The 22,537-nt window shown below is 41.5% G+C and carries 15 protein-coding genes; 5 read left to right on the top strand and 10 right to left on the bottom strand.

Translation table 11 applies throughout. From position 1 onward, the window contains the following. The first annotated feature begins 119 nt into the window (after nt 1–119). Entirely contained in the window at nt 120–1,124 is a 1,005-nt protein-coding gene (locus B5G52_RS16150) for a response regulator (RefSeq protein WP_087533679.1), read from the top strand. A 4-nt stretch (nt 1,125–1,128) separates the two neighbouring features. Further along, on the top strand, nt 1,129–2,091 hold the full coding sequence (locus B5G52_RS16145; RefSeq protein ID WP_087533678.1) for a diguanylate cyclase: 963 nt from the start codon (nt 1,129–1,131) through the stop codon (nt 2,089–2,091). Between the two features lie 26 nt (nt 2,092–2,117). Here the strand turns inward: B5G52_RS16145 and B5G52_RS16140 are convergent, their stop codons facing one another. The 4 genes from B5G52_RS16140 to B5G52_RS16125 all read right to left on the bottom strand — a co-directional run bounded on the left by B5G52_RS16140 (nt 2,118) and on the right by B5G52_RS16125 (nt 7,699). Continuing rightward, nucleotides 2,118–3,632, bottom strand: coding sequence for a SpoVR family protein (locus B5G52_RS16140; protein ID WP_087533677.1), 1,515 nt, complete (start codon nt 3,630–3,632; stop codon nt 2,118–2,120). A gap of 21 nt (nt 3,633–3,653) precedes the next feature. After that, nucleotides 3,654–4,928: a YeaH/YhbH family protein gene (locus B5G52_RS16135; protein WP_087533676.1), complete on the bottom strand. Its 1,275-nt coding sequence runs from the start codon at nt 4,926–4,928 to the stop codon at nt 3,654–3,656. Nucleotides 4,929–4,959: 31 nt separating this feature from the next. Then, complete coding sequence (locus B5G52_RS16130; protein WP_087533675.1) at nt 4,960–6,882, bottom strand: PrkA family serine protein kinase; 1,923 nt, start codon at nt 6,880–6,882, stop codon at nt 4,960–4,962. Nucleotides 6,883–7,117: 235 nt separating this feature from the next. Further along, nucleotides 7,118–7,699, bottom strand: a complete 582-nt coding sequence (locus B5G52_RS16125; protein ID WP_087533674.1) for a superoxide dismutase — start codon at nt 7,697–7,699, stop codon at nt 7,118–7,120. 276 nt (nt 7,700–7,975) lie between these two features. Here B5G52_RS16125 and B5G52_RS16120 point away from each other — a divergent pair, with 276 nt between their 5' ends. Then, complete coding sequence (locus tag B5G52_RS16120; RefSeq protein WP_016709200.1) at nt 7,976–8,314, top strand: Grx4 family monothiol glutaredoxin; 339 nt, start codon at nt 7,976–7,978, stop codon at nt 8,312–8,314. Between the two features lie 44 nt (nt 8,315–8,358). Here the strand turns inward: B5G52_RS16120 and B5G52_RS16115 are convergent, their stop codons facing one another. The 6 genes from B5G52_RS16115 to B5G52_RS16090 form a co-directional block, all read right to left on the bottom strand. Then, a complete protein-coding gene (locus B5G52_RS16115) occupies nt 8,359–9,672 on the bottom strand; it encodes a PAS domain-containing sensor histidine kinase (RefSeq protein WP_087533673.1) in 1,314 nt (437 codons plus the stop codon). Beyond that, complete coding sequence (locus B5G52_RS16110; protein WP_087533672.1) at nt 9,672–11,009, bottom strand: sigma-54 dependent transcriptional regulator; 1,338 nt, start codon at nt 11,007–11,009, stop codon at nt 9,672–9,674. Before B5G52_RS16110 ends, B5G52_RS16115 begins: the two co-directional genes overlap by 1 nt. 100 nt (nt 11,010–11,109) lie before the next feature. Beyond that, nucleotides 11,110–12,318, bottom strand: a complete 1,209-nt coding sequence (locus B5G52_RS16105; RefSeq protein ID WP_087533671.1) for an ABC transporter permease — start codon at nt 12,316–12,318, stop codon at nt 11,110–11,112. Nucleotides 12,319–12,328: 10 nt separating this feature from the next. Further along, nucleotides 12,329–13,642: an ABC transporter permease gene (locus tag B5G52_RS16100; protein WP_087533670.1), complete on the bottom strand. Its 1,314-nt coding sequence runs from the start codon at nt 13,640–13,642 to the stop codon at nt 12,329–12,331. Between the two features lie 3 nt (nt 13,643–13,645). Beyond that, complete coding sequence (locus B5G52_RS16095) at nt 13,646–14,356, bottom strand: ABC transporter ATP-binding protein (RefSeq protein WP_087533669.1); 711 nt, start codon at nt 14,354–14,356, stop codon at nt 13,646–13,648. A gap of 45 nt (nt 14,357–14,401) precedes the next feature. Further along, nucleotides 14,402–15,655 carry an efflux RND transporter periplasmic adaptor subunit gene (locus B5G52_RS16090; RefSeq protein ID WP_087533668.1) on the bottom strand — a complete coding sequence of 418 codons (1,254 nt, stop codon included), beginning with the start codon at nt 15,653–15,655 and terminating at the stop codon, nt 14,402–14,404. Between the two features lie 790 nt (nt 15,656–16,445). Between B5G52_RS16090 and gltB the strand changes: the two genes are divergently transcribed. Beyond that, nucleotides 16,446–20,903, top strand: a complete 4,458-nt coding sequence (gltB, locus tag B5G52_RS16085) for a glutamate synthase large subunit (RefSeq protein ID WP_087533667.1) — start codon at nt 16,446–16,448, stop codon at nt 20,901–20,903. 9 nt (nt 20,904–20,912) lie between these two features. Further along, nucleotides 20,913–22,328: an FAD-dependent oxidoreductase gene (locus tag B5G52_RS16080; protein WP_087533666.1), complete on the top strand. Its 1,416-nt coding sequence runs from the start codon at nt 20,913–20,915 to the stop codon at nt 22,326–22,328. Nucleotides 22,329–22,537: the final 209 nt, after the last annotated feature.

The following is a 22,537-nucleotide window of genomic DNA, read 5'->3' as shown; positions in this document are numbered from 1 at the left end:
TGTAAATCTAGGTTACATTGATTAACATAATGCAGTAATAAATGTTTATTAGCTGACAAATAATAATAAAGAAAAGTTGTAGGCTTTGCCTTATACAACTGAAACAACAGAGAGAAGTTATGTCAACATCGGTACTAATTTGTGATGACTCAAAGCTAGCGCGACGCCAATTGGCACGTTCGTTACCTGATGATTGGGATATCAAAGTTGAGTTTGCCGAGGATGGTGTTCACTGTATTGGACAAATTAAAGCGATTCAGCCAGAAATACTGTTTCTTGACTTAAACATGCCGCAAATGGATGGCTACGAAGTACTGCAAGCTATTCAGCAGCAATCTCTGTCGGTATTAACGGTCGTTGTTTCAGGTGATATTCAGCCTAACGCACACCAACGCGTGCTTGACTTAGGGGCCATTGATTTTATTCAAAAGCCTTGCGACGCGCAAAAACTTGCCGACATCATTGAGCATCACGGTATTAAAGATAAAGCGATGCGAGAGCGCCTTGCTCATCAGCTTGGTGAGCAGGTTGACCCGGATGTAAGAGATATCTATCAAGAACTAACGAACGTCGCTATGGGACAAGCAGGGGACTTGCTTGCCCGTCTTCTTAATGTATTCGTTGAGCTGCCTATTCCTAATGTGAATATCCTTGAAGTTAATGAGCTCGATATGGCGCTGCGCTCAATCGATGCAAATGCCTCAACATCGGGTGTATGTCAAGGCTTTATTGGTGGTGGTGTTTCAGGGGAAGCTCTTTTATTATTAAATGATTCAAGCTTTAAAGAAATTGCTTCACTAATGAATTACCAAGGTGAGCTAAATAATAAAGTTGAGCTTGAGCTATTAATGGATATCAGTAATATCTTAATTGGCGCCATTTTAACGGGGTTATCGCGCCAATTAGACATGACATTTAGCCAAGGCCACCCCGTAGTATTAGGCCAACATTGTGATGTATCAGATTTAGTAAGGGCGAATAAATCCCGCTGGCAACGTACTTTAGCAATAGAGATAAGCTACGGTATTGAAAATCACAATATTAACTGTGACCTTATGCTGTTATTTACCGAAGATTCACTTAAAACTTTGAAATACAAAGTTGCTTACCTACTAGAAGACTAACATTATGCCAGCAGCTGATTTTAACATGAATGAAATCCATTGGTTAATGGATATGTTTAACACCGTCGATGTCGGTTTAGTGGTGCTCGACCGTGACTATAAAGTGTGTATTTGGAATGGCTTTATGGAAAATCACTCGGGTATGTTGCCGAGTGCGGTCAAAGATAAAGATTTATTTGATTTATTTCCCTCTATCGATGAAAAGTGGTTCCGTAGTAAGTCAGAATCCGTATTTATTTTAAAGAATCGCTCATTCACTATTTGGGAGCAACAGCCGTATATTTTTCGCTTCAAAAACTACCGGCCAATCACAGGTAAAGCGGATCATATGTATCAAAATGCGACTTTTATTCCACTTTCAAATACCATGGGGGAGGTAAGCCATATTTGCGTCATTCTTTATGATGTAACGGATGAAGCGGTAAATAAAAAAGAGTTAGAAGAGGTTAACCGCAAGCTTGAACAAATGAGCCAAACCGATGCATTAACCCAACTGAATAACCGCGGCCATTGGGAGAACACATTACGGCAAGAGTTTCTACGCATAAAACGCAATTCAGGTATATGTACTTTATTGATGTTTGATATCGATCACTTTAAGAAAATCAATGATGAATATGGTCACCGCTGCGGCGATGAAGCATTACGCCATATTGCAGACTTACTACGTAAAACCCTCAGAGAAACCGATATAGCAGGACGTTATGGTGGCGAAGAGTTCGCTGTAGTTCTACTTGATAGTGATAAAGTAGGTGCTGAGACTTTTGCCGAAAGGCTGCGTAGCTTAATTGAAAACTCATCTGTTTACTTTGATGGACAACAAATCAAAATGACGGTGAGTATTGGCTATGCTAGTTTTGATGAGAGTTTTGAACGTTATGAAAAGTGGATTGAAGCCGCTGACAAAGCTCTATATGCGTCTAAAGATAATGGCCGAAACTGCATTACTGATTACAAAAATTTATAAAGAAAAATGACGCATTGGCGTCATTTTTATTCTGTGCTGTGTCTCGAGTCATCTAACGGGCACTGGCCAAGGATGCTCACATCACCAGTTCCTGATTGCTGCTCTAATTTAACTTTAAATCCCCATAGTCTATAAAGGTGTTTCAACACTTCATCTTGCGATTTTGCTAGCGGAATGTTTTTATGTGGAACATAGCGCAGAGTTAATGAGCGATCACCACGAACATCTACATCATAAACCTGTATATTTGGTTCAAGATTACTCAAATTATATTGTGCAGATAATGCTTCACGCACTTTGTGATAGCCACTGTCATCATGTATCGCGCCCACTTCTAAGGTCGGGTATTTTTCATGATCAATAATGGTAAAGAGTTTAAAATCTCGAATCAGTTTAGGAGATAAAAACTGGCTAATAAAGCTTTCATCTTTAAAGTTCTGCATTGCAAAATGCAGCGTATCCAGCCAATTACTTCCGGCATATTCAGGAAACCATTGTTTATCCTCTTCTGTGGGGTTCTCACAAATGCGGCGAATATCAACCATCATATTAAAGCCAAGTGCATAGGGATTAATACCTGAGTAATACTGGCTGTTATAGGGCGGTTGATAAACCACATTGGTATGGCTTTGCAAAAATTCCAACATAAATGAATCTGTAAGCTTACCTTCATCATATAAGTGATTCAAAATAGTGTAATGCCAAAATGTCGCCCAACCTTCGTTCATGACTTGAGTTTGCTTTTGCGGGTAAAAGTATTGCGATATTTTGCGTACAATACGAATAATTTCCCGCTGCCATGACTCTAATAATGGCGCGTTTTTCTCAATGAAATACAAAATGTTTTCTTGTGGCTCTGAAGGAAAGTGTTGCTCTCGCTTTTTTGTTTCCTGCTGATGTGTTGGAATTGTACGCCATAGCTCATTGACTTGAGATTGCATATATTCTTCACGCTCTTGCTGGCGCTTTTGCTCCTCAAAAAGTGAAATTTGCTGAGGACGTTTATATCTGTCAACGCCGTAGTTCATTAAGGCGTGGCATGAATCAATAAGGTTTTCTACATCATCTATGCCATACTTTTCTTCACAGCGCGCGATATAGTTTTTGGCAAATAATAAATAGTCGATAATAGAGCTGGCATCAGTCCATGTTTTGAATAAGTAATTGCCTTTAAAAAATGAGTTATGGCCGTAACAAGCGTGAGCCATTACCAACGCTTGCATGGGAAGGGTGTTTTCTTCCATTAAATAGGCAATACAAGGGTCTGAGTTAATAACAATTTCATAGGCAAGGCCCATTTGCCCGCGCTTGTAGTTTTGCTCGGTTTGAATAAACTTTTTCCCGTATGACCAATGACTGTAACCAATTGGCATACCAACGCTTGAATATGCGTCCATCATTTGTTCTGCGGTGATCAGTTCAATTTGGTTTGGGTAAGTATCTAGGCGATAATGCTCGGCAACGCGAGCAATCTCATCTTGGTATTGTTGTAATAAATCAAATGTCCAATCAGGACCATCACTTATTCGTTTATCGGTCATATAAATACCTCGTTGCGAATCTTACGCTGCACCCTGATGTTGACGACTTTTCTTAAATAGCTCGCGGAAAATAGGGTAAATGTCTCCAACCGTTTTAATATGCTGCATGGCAAAATTGTCATGACTTTGGCAAATGTTTTGATATTCTCGCCAAAGACTTTGGTGTGCACGGGTGGTGATTTCGATATAAGCGTAATACCGTACATCATCAAGTAACTTATTGCGTAATAGTTCAGAGCATTGGGGTGAATCATCAGCCCAATTATCACCATCGGATGCTTGCGCTGCGTATATGTTCCACTGCGACGCGTTGTAGCGTTCTTTAATAATCTCGTTCATTAACTTCAGCGCACTTGAAACAATGGTGCCGCCGGTTTCTTGGGAGTAAAAAAATTCTTGCTCGTCCACCTCTTTTGCTTGGGTATGATGGCGAATATAGACCACTTCAATATCTTTATAGCTACGGGTTAAAAACTGATACAGCAAAATATAAAACCGCTTAGCCATGTCTTTGGTCGCTTGATCCATCGAGCCTGACACATCCATAATGCAAAACATCACGGCTTTGCTGGTGGGGTGAGGCTGTTTTTCATAGTTACGAAAACGCAAATCGTAATTATCTATAAAAGGCACCGCTTTTATTTGCAGCTCTAATTGCGCAATTTCTTGCTCTAGTAAGGTTATTGCAGCTAGATCAGGCTGTGCTTCTGCGAGCAGTATGGCAAGTTGTTCGTTAAGCTCCTTTAAGCGGCGTTTCTTGCTGGCGCTCATAGCTACACGTCTGGCTAGGGAGCCTTGTAATGAACGAACAATATCAATATTACTGGGCATACCATCGCTGCAAAAACCAGCTCGGTGGGTTTTCATTTGCACTAATTTATCAAGTTGATTCTGCTGTAAATTAGGTAGTTCTAAGTCTTCAAACAGTAAGTCTAGGTATTCATCTTTTGATATTGAAAACACAAAATCATCTTGGCCTTCGCCAGAGTCACTTGCTTCGCCTTCACCGGCGCCACCACCTTGCGGGCGTTGTATTTTATCACCGGTAGAGAATTGATCGTTACCAGGGTGAATTTGCTCACGATCGCCGCCTTTGCCTTGATGAAAAATAGGCTCACTAATATCTTGTTGCGGAATAGATATGCTTTCTCCGCTGCTTGTGTCAGTCACACTGCGTTTGTTAATCGCATCAGACACCGCTTCTTTTATTTGCTTTTTATAACGCCTGATAAACCGTTGACGATTTAACGTGCTCTTGTTTTTACCGTTCAGGCGACGGTCTATAAAGTGCGCCATAGAGACCCCCTAAAAGTACATCAGTCACTAACTACTGTGATTTACGAACGCGTAAGTACCACTCTGATAGCAAGCGAACTTGTTTTTGGGTGTAGCCTTTTTCGACCATACGGTTAACAAAATCTTCGTGTTTTTTCTGATCTTCTGCGGATGTTTTAGCATTAAACGAAATAACCGGTAGTAACTCTTCGGTATTTGAGAACATTTTTTTCTCAATCACGGTGCGCAGTTTTTCGTAACTGGTCCACAAGGGGTTTTTACCGTTATTATGAGCCCGTGCTCGTAATACAAAGTTCACTATTTCGTTTCTAAAATCTTTCGGGTTGGAAATACCAGCAGGCTTTTCAATTTTTTCAAGCTCAGCGTTAAGTGCTGCACGGTCAAATAACTGGCCGGTGTCAGGGTCGCGGTACTCTTGATCTTGAATCCAAAAGTCTGCATAAGTGACATAACGGTCGAAAATGTTTTGGCCATATTCAGAGTATGATTCTAAATATGCGGTTTGCAGCTCTTTACCGATAAACTCTACATATTGAGGTATAAGGTAACCTTTTAGATGACTCAGGTAGCGCTCTTCAACATCAGCAGAAAATTGCTCGCGTTCTATTTGTTGTTCAAGTACGTAAAATAAATGCACCGGGTTGGCTGCTACTTCAAGGGTGTCAAAATTAAATACCCGAGATAAAATCTTAAACGCAAAGCGGGTAGACAGCCCAGTCATGCCTTCGTCTACGCCGGCATAATCACGGTATTCTTGATATGATTTGGCTTTAGGATCGGTGTCTTTGAGGCTCTCCCCGTCATAGACTCGCATTTTCGAATAAATGCTTGAATTTTCTGGCTCTTTTAGGCGCGATAAGGTGGTAAATTTAGCTAATGTTTCGAGTGTCCCTGGCGCACATGGGGCATTGTAGAGCTCACTGTGCTCAAGGAGTTTGTCATAAATCTTTATTTCTTCAGAGACACGTAAACAGTAAGGGACTTTAACGATATACACACGGTCTAAGAATGCTTCGTTATTTTTATTATTTTTAAAGGTTTGCCATTCTGATTCATTTGAATGGGCTAAAATCATCCCATTGAAGGGCAGGGCACTGATGCCTTCGGTGCCGTTGTAGTTACCTTCTTGGGTTGCTGTTAAAAGTGGATGCAGCACTTTAATAGGCGCTTTAAACATCTCAACAAATTCCATCAAGCCTTGATTCGCAAGGCACAATGAGCCTGAATATGCGTAAGCATCTGGATCGCTTTGGGCAAAATGCTCCAACTGACGAATATCCACTTTACCTACCAGGGCAGAGATATCTTGGTTGTTTTCATCGCCGGGTTCAGTTTTTGCAATGGCAATTTGATTTAAAATTGAAGGGTAGCGTTTTACAACTCTAAACTGGCTAATATCACCATTAAATTCATGCAGTCGTTTAGTTGCCCATGGGGACATAATGGTTTTTAAATAACGTGGTTTAATACCATATTCTTTCTTTAGTAGCTCGGCATCTTCGTTAGCATCAAAAAGTGCCAAAGGGTGATCGTTCACCGGCGAGCCTTTAATTGAATAAATGGGTACCTGTTGCATTAAGTACTTTAGCTTTTCAGCAATCGAAGACTTACCGCCCCCGACTGGACCAAGTAAATACAGTACTTGCTTACATTCTTCTAAGCCTTGTGCGGCGTGTTTCAGATAAGATACTATTTGTTCTATGGCATCTTCCATACCATAAAAATCATTAAAGGCGGGGTAACGTGCAACAACGCGATTGGAAAATAATCGGCTTAACCGAGCATCGGTTGAAGTATCAACCATTTGTGGCTCACCAATAGCCATGAGTAATCGTTCAGGGGCGCTGGCGTAAGCTGCTTTGTCTTTTTTACAAATATCGAGAAATTCTTCGATACTGTACTCTTCTTCTTTTGCTGCTTCGTATCGTGATTGATAATGCTCAAATATACTCATAGTAGAAACCTCCGAAAACCAGCTAAAAAAACCAGTTTTGAATGAAAGAAAAAAGCAAAGGTTAAGTTAAGGGTAGTCACGATTTTGATTCTTTGCGCAATAAAATTAAGAATTTAATTGAAATATTCTCACAGTGATCAGATTTAGTTATGAGTGCGTGTGACACATAAATGCCAGGCATAAAAAAAGACGCCGTAGCGTCTTTTTATCAATTTTTAACTAATTGCTAAGTTAATTATGCGAAGTTTGCGTTCGCGAATTCCCAGTTAACAAGTGACCAAAAACCTTTTAGGTAGTCTGGACGCACGTTACGGTAATCAATGTAGTAAGCGTGTTCCCACAAATCAACAGTTAGGATAGGTGTAACACCTTCGTCAGTAAGTGGAGTTGCAGCGTTAGACGTATTTACGATGTCTAATGTGCCATCAGCAAGTTTTACTAACCACGTCCAGCTTGAACCGAAGTTGTTTACTGCTTTATCATTTAATGCATCTTTAAATGCGTCGAATGAACCCCATTTTGCGTTGATAGCATCAGCAACCGCGCCCGTTGCTTCACCACCGCCGTTTGGAGATAGGCTGTTCCAGTAGAAAGTATGGTTCCAAATTTGTGCAGCGTTGTTAAATACGCCACCAGTTGAAGAACATACGATTTCTTCAAGTGATTTGCCTTCAAATTCAGTACCAGGGATCAAACCGTTAAGTTTAGTCACGTAAGTGTTGTGGTGCTTACCATGGTGAAACTCTAAAGTTTCTTGTGAAATATGTGGCTCAAGTGCATCAATTGCATAGGGTAGTGACGGTAGTTCAAATGCCATTTTTTATCTCCATCTTCTTTTGGTTGATAGTCCAAATAGTAATAGTTAATACCTGCACAAACAGGGTAGTTACCTATACCAAATGGGATTATAGTGTTACTATAATTGTTGAGTATTTTACTCAAGTTTTAGCAAACAGCAATGCCAAACAGCGTTGCAAATGCAAGACTATTTCGATTGTGGCTTTATTTGCCCACTTTAAGATACATATATGAGGCTAAATGAAAATTTTTCAAGCCATGAATATGTTCAGCTATCGTCACTTTGAGGTTGTAGATGGAAACCATTGATAAAATTAAACAGCAAATTTCTGAAAATCCAATTATCCTTTATATGAAAGGATCGCCTAAGTTACCAAATTGTGGTTTTTCTTCACAAGCATCTCAAGCACTTATGTCATGCGGTGAACCGTTTGCTTATGTTGATATTTTACTCAACCCTGATATCCGTGCTGAACTTCCAGCATACGCTAACTGGCCAACATTCCCACAACTATGGGTTGAAGGCGAGTTAATCGGTGGTTGTGACATTATCATCGAAATGTTTCAACGTGGTGAATTACAACCATTGATCACTGAAACAGCTGCAAAATATAAAGAAGCAGACGCAGAATAACCTTCTCGCGAATGTTTAAAGGCCGCACTAAATTGCGGCCTTTTTTATTGCTTATTTGGCAGAACTACATGCACACTGAGACCGCCATTAGGCTGATTATGTAAGCTAATTTGACCATGATGTGCCTCAACTATTTCACGGCATAGTGCCAGTCCTAAGCCGCTGCCTGTCGCTTTGGTGGAATAAAATGGGATCAAGGCATTTGCCATCACTTGTTCACTCATTCCTTTACCCTGATCGCTAATTGTTATTCGCGTACAATTTGCATCTTGTGACAAGTTCACGCTTATCTGTTCAATGTTTGATTCTGACTCATGGGCGTTTTTCAATAAGTTGATTAACAGTTGCTCGATTTGTGTGTGATCGGCATAGGTAGTTACATCAGCGTGTGCATTCAAACAAAATGCCCATTGATTCTTTAATTGTTTTAATAGCTGTGGCCAATTAATGCGAGTAAGTTGTGGGGTGGGTAATTTAGCAAACTTACCATATCCTTGAACAAATTCGTTTAAATGTTTAATGCGCTCTTCAATTGTTGAAAATACGCGACTAAGTCTTGGTTCATCGACTTTTTCGCTGAGAATTTTTCCACTGTGTAACATGGAGGACATAGGCCCAAGGGAATTATTAAGCTCGTGACTGATTATACGTATCACTTTTTTCCAGACTTCCACTTCTTGCCGGCTTAATTCGCGGGTTAATTGTTTAAACACGTATAAAGTATGGTACTGGTTGTTGAGTAACAGTTTGCCAGTGGCTAAATGCCACGTTTGTGATTCTTGTTGCTGATTATCAAGAGTAAATAAACCGTCTACTCCGCGCTCAAGGGCGTTAACTAACTGCGGATGAGCATCAACAAACAACGTTGAAAATTGGCTTCCTTCAAGTGAACTTTTAGCATTGAGTAAGTCTCTGGCACTGTGGTTACTGTAAACGATAAAGCCTTGATCGTTCTTTAAAATAACCGCTTGCGGTGAGCTTTGTAATACTTTATCTAACATTAATTCACGTTGATAAATCCACTGTTTTTCTTGGCGTAACTGCTTTGCAGTTTGGTTGTACAGTTGGCATAATTTGCCGACTTCGTTATTCGCTTTGTAGGCAAGCAGTGACGACAGTTCGCCATCTTTAAAATTGAGCAGTCCCGTCTCTAAAGACTGTACACCTTGAACGAGTGGTTTAGCTAATCGCAGGGCTAGATAGCCACAGATCAAAATGCTAATAGCACTGACACTGACAACCCATTGCCAAGAAAGTTGGGTTAGCCAACTTATAAACCACACAGGCACTAAAGCAGCTACTGCGCTAATTAAGGCCAGCTGTTGCGTGATAGTTAAATTGATGCGGTTACTGGTCATTAATAATCAATCTCAAACTTTTGCAAACGACGGTATAATGCTTGTCGACTCATACCAAATTGTCTGGCAACCTTGGCAATTACACCTTGATGACGGTGCATCGCGTCTTCAATCTCTTGCTTAGTGATTTCTTGCGTTGAGGTCACCGTAGTTGTACTTTGCGCTTTGCTGGTTTGCAGCGCAAAGTCAGATAAGTTAATAGTACCCGATGGCTTAAGCACGGCTGCGCGTTTACAGGCATTTTCAAGTTCACGGACATTGCCCGGCCAACTGTGCGCTAATAGTGCGTGTTCAGTATCGAGTGTGAGCTCACGGTTATCTAAAAAGTGCAGAGCAAGTGGTAATATATCATCAGGTCTTTCAGCGAGGCTGGGCAAGTTAAGCTCGATAACGTTGAGCCGATAATATAAATCTTCTCTAAATTTACCAGCGCTTATAGCTGTATGTAAATCTTCGTTGGTGGCAGAAATCACCCGTACTTTTACTTTACGAGTTTGAGTTGAGCCTAAGCGTTCAAATTCACCTGTTTGTAATACACGTAATAGTTTCATTTGACCTGACAGTGGCAGGTTACCAATTTCATCTAAAAATAAGGTGCCACCATCTGCGGCTTCAAAACGACCTATTCGTTGTTTAGTGATACCAGTGTAAGCGCCGGCCTCTGCGCCAAATAGCTCTGCTTCAATAAGCTCATGGGGCAGGGCGCCTGCATTAACTGTAATAAATGGCTGGGTGCTCAGTAAAGAGTTAGCTTGAATGATTTGGGCTATGCGCTCTTTACCACTGCCGTTTGGACCTGTGATAAGCACCGAGGCATCAGACTTTGCTACTTGAATAGCCATAGTTAAAATACTTTCCATTGCGGTGCTTTTATAAATCAAGCCAACTAAGTCAGCACTGCTTAAGCTGGCATTGCGCTCTTGCTGGTGGCGTTCATAGGTTGCATTTTGCTGTTTTGCTTTACCCAGTTCGACTAAATTATTCACGCAAGTTAGTAGCTTCGCATCATCCCATGGCTTTGGTAAGTAATCTGCAGCGCCCGCTTTTACTAACTCTATTGCAGTTTCAAGCTCTGTCCATGCGGTGATCAAAATAATGGGTAGGTGGGGGTTAATCGTGCGTAATTGATAAAAGAGCGCTTTGCCCTCTTCACCTGAAGTTGTATCAGCGGTGAAATTCATATCTTGGATCACTAAGGAGATACGTTGGTATTGTACTACTTGTAGCGCTTCAAATGGGGTAGAGGCGGTGACCACTGCAAAATCATGTATCTCGAGCAGTAATGATAAGGCCTGTAAAACGGCAGGGTTATCATCAACGATAAGTATTTTTTCCATGTGTGTTTAATCGCTGTTTTTATTATGTACTATTTTTATTAAGTAATCAGTGAAAATGCTACACCGTGTTAACCCAGTGTAGCATAGGTTGGGAGCAGCTTTATATTGTTCTAGTTGCGATACTCGGCGAAATATTAGCAGCGCGTTTAGCCGGGCCTAATACTGCAAGTAGACTCATGAAAAACACCATAACAGCAGTGATCGCAATATAGCTCGGTGGTAAAGCAGCAATAGAAAAATGTTGCATTAACATTTGACCAAGTAATAGTGCTGCAATTACACCTAAAAATAAGCCAACACTACAGATCAAGGCATTTTCAACTAAAAAGTAATTGATAATGGCTGACTTTCTCGCGCCTAATGCGCGGCGGGTGCCTATTTGTTTAGTTCGCTTGCTGATGTTGAACAGCGTTAAACCAAAGATACCTAATGCAGTTACCAGCACTAAAATAGTGATAAGCACAATCAGCATACGCATCATAAGTTTATCCGCAGCCATATATTCATCTTTCAACTCATCGAGCCCTCTAATATTATTAATTACGCGTTTGCTGTAATTTTTAAGCATCAGGCTTTCAATATCTTTCATTACAGCAGCACGTTGTCCGGGCTTTGCTCTTACAGCAAATTGGGCATAAGTTCTGCTTTGAATATACGGAATAAGCGCAACATTATTGGGGTGAGAGTCTTTTAACCAAGGGCCTTTCATTGGCGCTGTGATACCGATGACTTTTAGTGGCAAGTCACCAAAATAAATGGTTTTTCCTAGGGCATCACTTTCAGGAAATAACTCATTGGCTAACGCTTCGGTAATGACAGTGACGTTAGTTGTTCTATCTGTCGGTGAATTAGTGATGAGTACTTCATCTTCACTAAAATTACGCCCTGAAATCAATTTTACGCCGTATGTGTCAAGGCCGTGCTCATCAATAAAAAAGTAAGCAGTGCGCACACTTTTACTTTCTTGTGGGGCTGGCTTTAAATTAAAGCTAGAAGCACTGCCACTGCCAGATAGAGGAATACTGCTACTTTGCGCGGCACTTTCAACCCCAGGTAGGGCTCTTAACATAGACTCATCTAGCTCAAACTGCTGGCTTAAATCTACATCTTTACCAAAAGTCATCACATTGAACTTAAACAAGTCTTGCTCTGGATAACCAGTTTCTTGATTTAAAAAAGCAATTCTATCTTGAATGATAAATGCGGCATTGCTGACTATGGCAGTGGTAATCGCAATTTGGAGCAATAACAGTACTGCGCCTACCTTTGAGCGGCAAAGGGCATGAAATATCGGTTTTATTTCTAACATGAGTGGCTCCTTATTGGCTCTTAAGATAAATAGCAGGGTTGGTTTTACATACTAGCCATGCAGGGTATAGTCCAGCAATAATGCATGTTGTTATCGCGATAACGGGTGCACTCAATAACATGGTTAAATCCATCGTAGCGAGATTAGCGTAGTAATTGTAACTTTGTCTTACGCCGAGCAGGCCAACTTGTGCAAGTACAATACCGAGCAAACCGCCGATAAAACCAAGCATCGCCACTTCAACCAAGTGCTGTAGAAAAACTTGTCGTTTACTGGCTCCAAGTGCTCGGCGTACACCCACCTCAGGTGCGCGGCGTAAAAATTTGGCAAGAAGTAGCCCTAAAATATTGGCTAAACACACCGCTAAAAACATAAAGCTTAGACCAACCAGTATTTTATTATCTTCACTGACCACATTGTTGTACTCCATCCATTGATTTACATCACGCAGGCTATATTCAGGCTTTTCGCGGGTGAAGCGGCCTCGTTTTTTTTGCTCTTCAATGTAAGATGTGAGGTAATTACCGTATGCTGTTTTTTGCTCTGTTGTATCAAGCTGTGCCCAAAATTGAATCCACACTTGTTCAGATTGCAACCGGTCGGCAAAATTTCGGATATTTTCATATTTCCAGCCATTACTGTTGCCCCAGCTATTAAGCTCTTTTGCTTTGATTAAACTAAAGGGTAAAAATAAATCCTCTACTTTGTTAAAAGCCCCGTTATTTAAGTCATAATATTTAAGGTTGAGAGGCCAGTCATTAATCACACCAACAACTTGATAGCTATCGTCATCGAGATAAACTAGCTTACCAATTGAGTTTTCACCCGCAAACAACTTATCGTTCAGCTCTTTTGAAATCACCACAACAGGGGCTGCAGATTGTTCTTGTTGCTCACTCCAAACACCGCCATAAATAAATGACACATCAAACATGTTAAAAAAATCAGGTGTGGTCATGCGGGCGTTGCTAATAAACGGCTTCACTTCATCCGAGTCTAAATACACCGAAAAGCCCGTGCGCATCATGGCCACTTTTTTGTCAGGAATAGGGGCGTTGTATAAATTTTCTGCATCTTGATAAGTCAGTTGCATAGGAATATCGTCACCCGTCCACCAAGTATGGCCTTCATCCATGGTTTGCAGCTGTACATTATACAATTGACTGCTCTTATGCGGGATGGGGTCTGCCGACATCATGTGATAAACACTTAAACTGGTCATGGTTATGCCGATACCAATGGCTATCGCCAGTACCATTAAAAAGCTCACTAAAGGTGTGCGCTTGAAGCTGCGCCAACTTAAATCGAGATAATGTAGTAGCATAAGTTACACTCCAGCCGCATTTTTAAGATTTTGTGTACCTTGATATAAGGTAAAATCAGCCAGTTGGCCGTCAACCACTTGAATATTGCGCGGTGCACGACGGGCAAGTTCAGGGTCGTGGGTCACCATCACAATGGTGGCGCCGTCACGATTTATTTGCTCAAGTAACTCCATCACTTGGCGTGCCATTAGGCTATCAAGGTTACCCGTTGGCTCATCTGCAAGTAAAAAACGTGGCTCACCAGCGAGGGCTCTTGCTATGGCTACGCGCTGTTGTTGGCCACCAGATAACTGCTGTGGTAAGTGCTTAGCGCGTGATGCAAGGCCAACTTGTTCAAGGCATTGTTCTATACGACGTTTACGTTCATTGGCTTTAATGCCTCTGTAGCGCAGTGGTACTTCAATGTTTTCGAATAAATTAAGGTCGGGGATTAAATTGAACCCTTGGAAGATAAAGCCAATTTTTTGATTGCGAACATCAGCCCGTTGATTATCGTTTAATTTACCTACATCTATACCGTCTAGTAAATACTCACCTTCAGAAAATGGTTCTAACATGCCCGCAATATTTAAAAAGGTGGTTTTACCTGAGCCGCTAGGGCCTGTTACTGCAATGAATTCACCTTCATCTACTTGTAAGCTGAAGTCGCGTAAAGCGTGAGTTTGCACCATTTCGGTTTGGTATATTTTACTAATGTTGTTCATTTTTAACATGGGTTTGTCCTTTTTATTGTCCTGTTTATACACAGCATACTTTTACTAGCGAAGTAGTAATGTTGACGCGTTTTTAAAATTGTCATAGCTTGAGATGATAAGCTCATCGCCAGGCTCTACACCGGCAATTAGCTCAACGGCATTAATACTGGTTGCACCGATAGTTATATCTACACGCTTTGCAGTATCACCGCTGACTTTGTATACGTGGGTTCCACCTTGTTGCATAAATGCGCCACGTTGTACTTGTAAAACATTGTCACGGTTCTCTAATAGAATGCGTGCGGTCAATCGCTGGTTTTGGCGAATGCCTGAGAGTGCTTTATTAAATCTTACTCGGGTTGTAACCTCGCGGTTATTTACCTCTGGCGAAATTGCAGAGAGCGTACCGGTTACCTTTCTTGCACCTAGTAACAATTCAACTTCCATCCCGAGGCCAAGTTCATTTGCATAGCTTTCAGGTACTTGCAGCTGGGCCTCAAAGTTACTTAAATCAACCAGTGTCATTAGAGGTTGGCTTTGAGTTACAGCCTCTTTTTGTTGCACTAAAAGATTACCAACAATCCCCGTTACACTTGCTTTGATGGTTAAATTGCTAACTTGACGGTTTAATTCATCAACAATGAGTTGTTGGCGTGTGAGATCACGCTCTGCGGCTTGTAGTTCAAAAGCGAGTGTATCATTAGCAAGCGCAACTTCTTGCTCGGCATGTTTGTACGAGAGCTTTGCACGGGCGAGATCATCCACCGCTTTTTCTAAATCAATTTGGCTGATCAAACTTTTTTCGATTGATAACTTTGCGCGGCGGTTTTCTCTATCTGCGGCGTTGAGTTCTACTTGCGCGAGATCCAATGCTTTAGTTAAGCTCAGTTTTTGTCGTCTAGCTTCTAAATGTTTACGTTGTAATTCACCCTCAAGGCGAGCTAATACGGACTGTTGTTGCTTGAGCTCATTGGTAAGTTCGGGGCTGTCTACTATTGCAATCACCGCATTTTCACTCACTTTGTCACCGGCTTTGACGTGCAAATCTACATAACCACGTTCAGGGCTATACACTTTAGGTGCATTGGCCGCAACAACTTTACCACTGGCAGAAACATCTCTTGTTAGAGTTTTTAAACTGACAGGTGCAATTTGTAAGGTGTTTCTAGCTACTGATATTGTACCTTGCTCCGTTCCCATAAATGCCTTTACACATAAGGCAACGAATGCCAATAGCGCGATTAGTATCACTAATGGCTTTTTATAATTTTTGCGCTTGCTTACAGAAATATCCTGCGCGCTAGTATCTTTAATCATGAGGCGTCCTATTTTTATTGTGTTTAATCTTCGAGATACGAAATCATCAAACTCACTGCAAACATGGTAATAGGTGAGATTAAAAATAAACTGAGAGTAAACATAATAGTGTCCTGTTAAAAACTTACTCTTTACTATTCGAATATCATGCCGATTTGCAAGTCGTTGTATTTTAAGGTTATTTTTAATTTTGATGAATTCTAAGAGTGTCCGCGGACAGATTAAGTGTCCGCCGCGGACACTTTTAATGACGAGCTTTACCTGTGCGTTACACAGCACGCTCAGTAAATCACACTAATTTATGCGTAATCTATGCAAAAAATAACTGGCAAGTTTATATTTATGCATTAATTAACTTGCTAGCAATAAGTGACTTAATTTTAAAATGTGGGTGATTACTCTAACTGTCCGTGTTTTTTAGGTTTTTCAGACAGGTGATTGAGTTGAACCTTGGCCCTTGTGTTGGTGTTACTAAAACGCTTCGGTGAATAATTATTCACTAATCGCAGCGCTTTACGTTTACGTAAACTGGATATTTTGAGTGTAGCTTTTTTTACAACTTGTTAAATATGACACCAGTGTCATAAAAAAATAATGGCTAAAAAGGCGCTAAATGTTAAAAAATGGCATGAAATATAAAAGTTGCGCTTAAGTGAGAAATATTCAAGAATGTGAATATGTATTCAAAATTTATTGACTCTACATACGATAGGCGATAGTTTTGACCGTCTGCTAGCAAACCGTCGAGAAGATCTTTAATAGCTAGCTGTTGTAGCAAGGGGAGGGGTCTATGTTATACGACTCAAAATTAGAAAAAGATAATTGTGGCTTTGGCTTAATAGCCCAGGTCAATGGTCAAGCTAGTCATCGCTTAATAAGAACGGCGATCACTGGTCTTGACCGTATGGAACACCGTGGTGGTATCTCTGCCGATGGTAAAACAGGCGATGGCTGTGGTTTATTATTACAAAAACCAGATAGCTTTTTTCGCGCGATCGCAGCTGAGAACAATTGGCATCTAGGTAAGAATTATGCAGTAGGCATGATTTTCTTAAATCCAGATCCTGTATTAGCACAAACCGCAAAAGATATATTGAGTGAAGAACTCGAAAAAGAAACACTGAATATTAAAGGTTGGCGTGTCGTACCTACAGATGCTTCATGTTTAGGGCCTATTGCCAAAAAACAATTACCAAACTTCGAACAGATTTTTATTAATGCACCTGAAGGTTGGCGTCCAAAAGATTTAGAGCGTCGTTTATATGTGGCACGTCGTCGTGCTGAAAAACGTTTAAGCGAAGATGACGGGTTTTATATTGCCAGCTTGTCAGGGCTTGTGACTATCTACAAAGGCTTAATGATGCCGGTAGATTTACCTAACTTTTATCTAGACTTAGCTGATATTCGCATGACCAGTGCGATTTGTGTTTTTCACCAACGTTTTTCAACAAATACACAACCGCGTTGGCCTCTTGCCCAACCGTTCCGTTATTTAGCGCATAATGGTGAAATTAACACCATTCAAGGTAACCGCCAGTGGGCACGCGCACGTTCTTACAAATTTGCATCGCCACTGATCCCAGATTTACAATCAGCTGCGCCATTTGTTAACGAAACAGGCTCGGATTCATCAAGCCTAGATAACATGCTTGAGCTATTTTTAGCGGGTGGTATGGATTTATTCCGTGCAATGCGCATGCTGGTGCCACCAGCATGGCAGAAAAACCGTGCCATGGATGATGATCTTCGTGCATTCTACGACTTTAACTCAATGCATATGGAACCGTGGGATGGCCCTGCGGGTATCGTTATGTCTGATGGTCGCTTTGCAGCCTGTAACCTAGACCGTAACGGTTTACGTCCAGCGCGTTATGTGATCACGCAAGATGGCTTTATTACACTTGCCTCAGAAGTAGGCATTTGGGATTACACCGCCGATGAAGTGGTTGAAAAAGGCCGCGTAGGTCCGGGTGAGCTTCTTGTTATTGATACCCAACTTGGCAAAATTTGGCACTCTGATGAAATCGACCAAGATTTAAAAGCACGCCACCCATACAAAGCTTGGCTTGAAGAAAATGTTAAACGGTTAACACCGTTTGAAAAGTTATCCGAGCAAGATGCAGGTAACCGTTCATTTGACGATGAAACCTTACTGAAATATCAGAAAATGTTTGGCTTTACTAATGAAGAGCTAGACAGTGTTATTCGTGTAATGGGTGAAATAGGCCAAGAAGCTACGGGTTCTATGGGTGATGATACACCGTTTGCCGTACTGTCTGAGGGTAACCGTTCGTTGTTTGATTACTTCCGCCAAAAATTTGCGCAAGTAACCAACCCGCCGATTGATCCACTTCGTGAAAATCACGTTATGTCTTTGGCTACCTGTATAGGTAGTGAGCAAAACGTATTTAACGAAACCACAGGCCACGCTAAACGCTTGCAGTTTGATACGCCTATTTTGATGTATGCAGACATGCAGCAGCTACTTAGTGCTGACCAAGCTCACTACAGCTACTGTAAAATTGATATTACTTATAGCCAGGAAGAAGGTTTAGCCAATGCGGTAACACGTATTTGTGACGAAGCACAAGAAAAAGCAGCCGGTGGCTGTGTGATGTTGTTTCTTAGTGACCGCAATTTTGATGAAAATCAATTACCAATTCCTGCTGCTATGGCGGTGGGTGCTGTGCAAAAGCGTCTTGTTGATAATAACTTACGTTGTGAGTCAAACATTATTATTGAAACCGGTAGCGTACGTGATGCGCACCAGTTTGCGGTTTTAATTGGCTTTGGTGCAACGGCAATTTACCCATACCTAGCGTATGAATCACTGGTTGCAATGAGCGACTCTAAAGTGATCAACAAAAGCTACTGTGAAGTGACCCTTGCATATCGTAACGCGATAAACAAAGGCCTTTATAAGATTATGTCGAAAATGGGGATTAGTACCGTTGCGTCATATCGTTGTTCAATGTTATTCGAAGCCGTCGGCTTGTCTGACGCGATAGTTGATACTTGCTTTAAAGGTGTTGCTAGTCGCATTAAAGGGGCATGTTTTAGCGATTTTGATGAAGATCAACGCAAACTTCATAAACTGGCACATAGCAAGCGTAAACTATTAAGCCACGGTGGCTTACTAAAATATGTGCACGGTGGTGAGTATCACGCCTATAACCCAGACGTTATCCAAACATTGCAAAAAGCAGTGCGCTCTGGTGAATACACAGATTACAACGTGTATGCCGATTTAGTTAATAAGCGCCCAATTTCAACATTACGTGACATGCTAGCGCTTAAATTACCAGCAGAAGGCATTAGCATCGATGATGTTGAGCCTGCTACTGAGTTATATAAACGCTTTGACTCTGCGGCAATGAGTATTGGTGCGTTGTCACCAGAAGCACATGAAGCACTGGCTATTGCGATGAACCGTTTAGGCGGTTGCTCAAATTCAGGTGAGGGTGGTGAAGATAAACTACGTTACGGCACTGAGAAAAACTCGCGCATTAAGCAAGTTGCATCGGGCCGATTTGGTGTAACACCACATTACTTACGTAGTGCAGATGTAATTCAAATCAAAGTGGCGCAAGGTGCAAAACCAGGCGAAGGTGGTCAATTACCGGGTGAAAAAGTAACCCCGTATATCGCTAAGCTACGTTACTCAGTGCCAGGTGTGACGCTTATTTCGCCTCCACCACATCACGATATTTATTCAATTGAAGATTTAGCCCAGCTAATTTTTGATTTAAAACAAGTAAATCCTAAAGCTCTGATCTCGGTCAAACTCGTATCAGAGCCAGGTGTGGGTACGATTGCAACAGGTGTTGCAAAAGCCTATGCCGATTTAATAACAATATCTGGTTATGACGGTGGTACCGGTGCGAGTCCATTAACGTCCGTGAAGTATGCGGGTAGCCCATGGGAGCTTGGTCTTGCAGAGACCCAACAAGCATTGGTGGAAAATGGCTTACGTCACCGTATTCGTCTACAAACTGATGGCGGATTAAAAACAGGTTTAGACATTATTAAAGCCGCTATTTTAGGTGCTGAAAGCTTTGGTTTTGGTACTGGACCTATGGTTGCACTAGGCTGTAAATACTTACGTATTTGTCACTTAAACAACTGTGCGACCGGTGTTGCAACACAAGACGATACACTGCGTCAAAAGCATTACCATGGTCTGCCGGAAATGGCGATGAACTACTTTAAGTTTATTGCCCAAGAAGCCCGTGAAATCATGGCAAGCCTAGGTGTTGCCAATTTAACTGATTTAATTGGTCGTTTAGATTTACTAGAAGCGATTGAAGGCAAAACTGCGAAGCAACAAAAGATTGATTTATCATCTGTGATTGCGCAGCCAAATAACCCAACGGGTGAAACGCTTTATTGTAGCGTGCCAAATTCGTCACATTACTTAGGTAAACTAAACGAAACGTTATTGGAAAAAGCACAGCAAGCCATTGACGAAAGCACAGGTATTTCACTGGTTAATCGTATTTGTAATACCGACCGTTCTGTGGGCGCAATGTTATCGGGCTATATCTCCGATAAACATGGTAACCAAGGTATGGCAGCGGATCCTGTATCAATTGAATTGCACGGTACTGCTGGTCAATCATTTGGTGTGTGGAATGCTGGTGGCCTTGAGATGACGTTAGTCGGCGATGCGAACGATTATGTTGGCAAAGGCATGGCAGGCGGTAAGTTAGTTATTCGTCCACCGCTAGGCTCTTCTTTTGAAAGCCACAAAGCCACGATTGCCGGTAATACGTGTTTGTACGGTGCAACAGGCGGTAAATTATTTGCTGCAGGCTGTGCAGGTGAGCGTTTTGCTGTGCGTAACTCAGGTGTTCAAGCTGTTGTTGAAGGCTTAGGTGATAACGGCTGCGAATACATGACCGGTGGTGTTGTGTGTGTACTAGGCAGCGTTGGCGTTAACTTTGGTGCCGGTATGACAGGTGGTTTTGCGTATATTTTAGATGAGCGAAATGACTTTGAAAAACGCATTAACCCAGAGCTCGTTGAAATAGTGTTATTGGATGAGCTCAGTTCTCACCAAGAGCATCTACGTGGCCTAATTGCAGAGCACTTAGAGTCAACAGGTTCAAGCCGTGCAGAAAATATTTTAGCGAACTTTGAAGCTTACTTACCTAAGTTTAAGTTAGTTAAGCCAAAATCAAGTGATGTGAAAAGTTTACTCGGGCATCGCGCTCGTAGTAGTGCAGAACTTCGTGTTCAAGCACAGTAAGGGGGTAGTATGAGCGAGAATGTATATCAATTTATAGACGTGCAACGGGTTGATCCCCGTAAGAAACCTATTTCGTCACGTAAGAAATCGTTTGTTGAAATTTACGAACCCTTTTCAGAAACTCAAGTAAACTCACAAGCGGATCGCTGCCTTGATTGTGGTAACCCATATTGTGAGTGGAAATGCCCAGTACATAACTATATCCCACAGTGGTTAAAGTTAATTCGTACCGGCCGTATATTAGAGGCAGCAGAGCTGTCTCACCGTACCAACAGTTTACCTGAAGTATGTGGCCGAGTTTGTCCACAAGATAGATTATGTGAAGGCTCATGTACTTTAGATGAAGAGTTTGGTGCAGTAACTATCGGTAATATTGAAAAATATATTACCGATACTGCATTTAAAATGGGCTGGAAACCTGACATGTCTTATGTGACGTGGACAGATAAAAAAGTAGCCATTATTGGTGCAGGCCCTGCGGGACTAGGTTGTGCAGATATTCTAGTACGTAATGGCGTGAAACCGGTGGTATTTGATCGCCATCCAGAAATTGGTGGGCTATTAACCTTTGGTATTCCTTCTTTCAAACTTGAAAAAGAAGTGATGCAAAAGCGCCGCGAAATATTCACTGAAATGGGCGTTGAGTTTAAACTTAATGTTGAAGTCGGTGTTGATATCACCATGGATGATATTTTAGCTGATTACGATGCTGTATTTTTAGGTGTAGGTACGTATCAAAGTATGCGCGCAGGCCTTGAAAACGAAGATGCACCGGGTGTACATGATGCACTACCGTTCTTAATCGGCAATACCAACCGTGTAATGGGCTATGACGAGACAAACCAAGCCTACATCGATATGGCTAAGCAAAAAGTTGTGGTCCTCGGTGGTGGTGATACAGCGATGGACTGTGTTCGTACATCGATTCGTCAAGGCGCTGACAAAGTAATTTGTGCCTATCGCCGTGATGAAGAAAATATGCCTGGTTCAAAGCGTGAAGTTAAAAATGCCAAAGAAGAAGGTGTAGAATTTACCTTTAACGTACAACCTACAGGTATTGAGCTTGACGACAAAGGCCATGTTGCTGGCGTCAGAATGGTTAAAACTCAAATGGGTGAACCTGATGAGAATGGTCGTAGCCGCGCAGAAGTCGTACCTGGTTCTGAGCATGTTATCGAGGCAGATCAAGTCCTTATGGCATTTGGTTTTAAACCACACAAAATGGATTGGTTAGAAAAATACGATGTTGAAATTAACCACTGGGGCGGTATTAACGCACCAGAGCAGGGCGAATTTACTCATCAAACGACAAATCCAAAAATCTTTGCTGGTGGCGATATCGTTCGCGGCTCTGATTTAGTTGTAACCGCTATCTTCGAAGGGCGTAACGCCGCAGAAGGCATTATGGACTACTTAGAAGTGTAATGCTTTGAAGGTTTAAGAATGTAAAAAGCAAGCCAACCGGCTTGCTTTTTTTATGAGTTGGATAATAGTCATAAGCCATAATTTTGCGCTGTGTTAAATTAAGCGCCGTAGGTTGGCTTGAGTATAACGAAACCCAACGAAAAAATACCTTTCATTCGGTATCAAGCTCTTACGTTATTGAGTGATCTGAATTGTAGGAAAGCCATTTA

It is taken from the genome of Pseudoalteromonas sp. A601 (genome assembly GCF_002165575.1).
Classification (GTDB): Bacteria; Pseudomonadota; Gammaproteobacteria; order Enterobacterales; family Alteromonadaceae; genus Pseudoalteromonas.
Note: the sequence above shows the minus strand (reverse complement) of the source record. Positions and strands in the feature narration are given on the sequence as shown.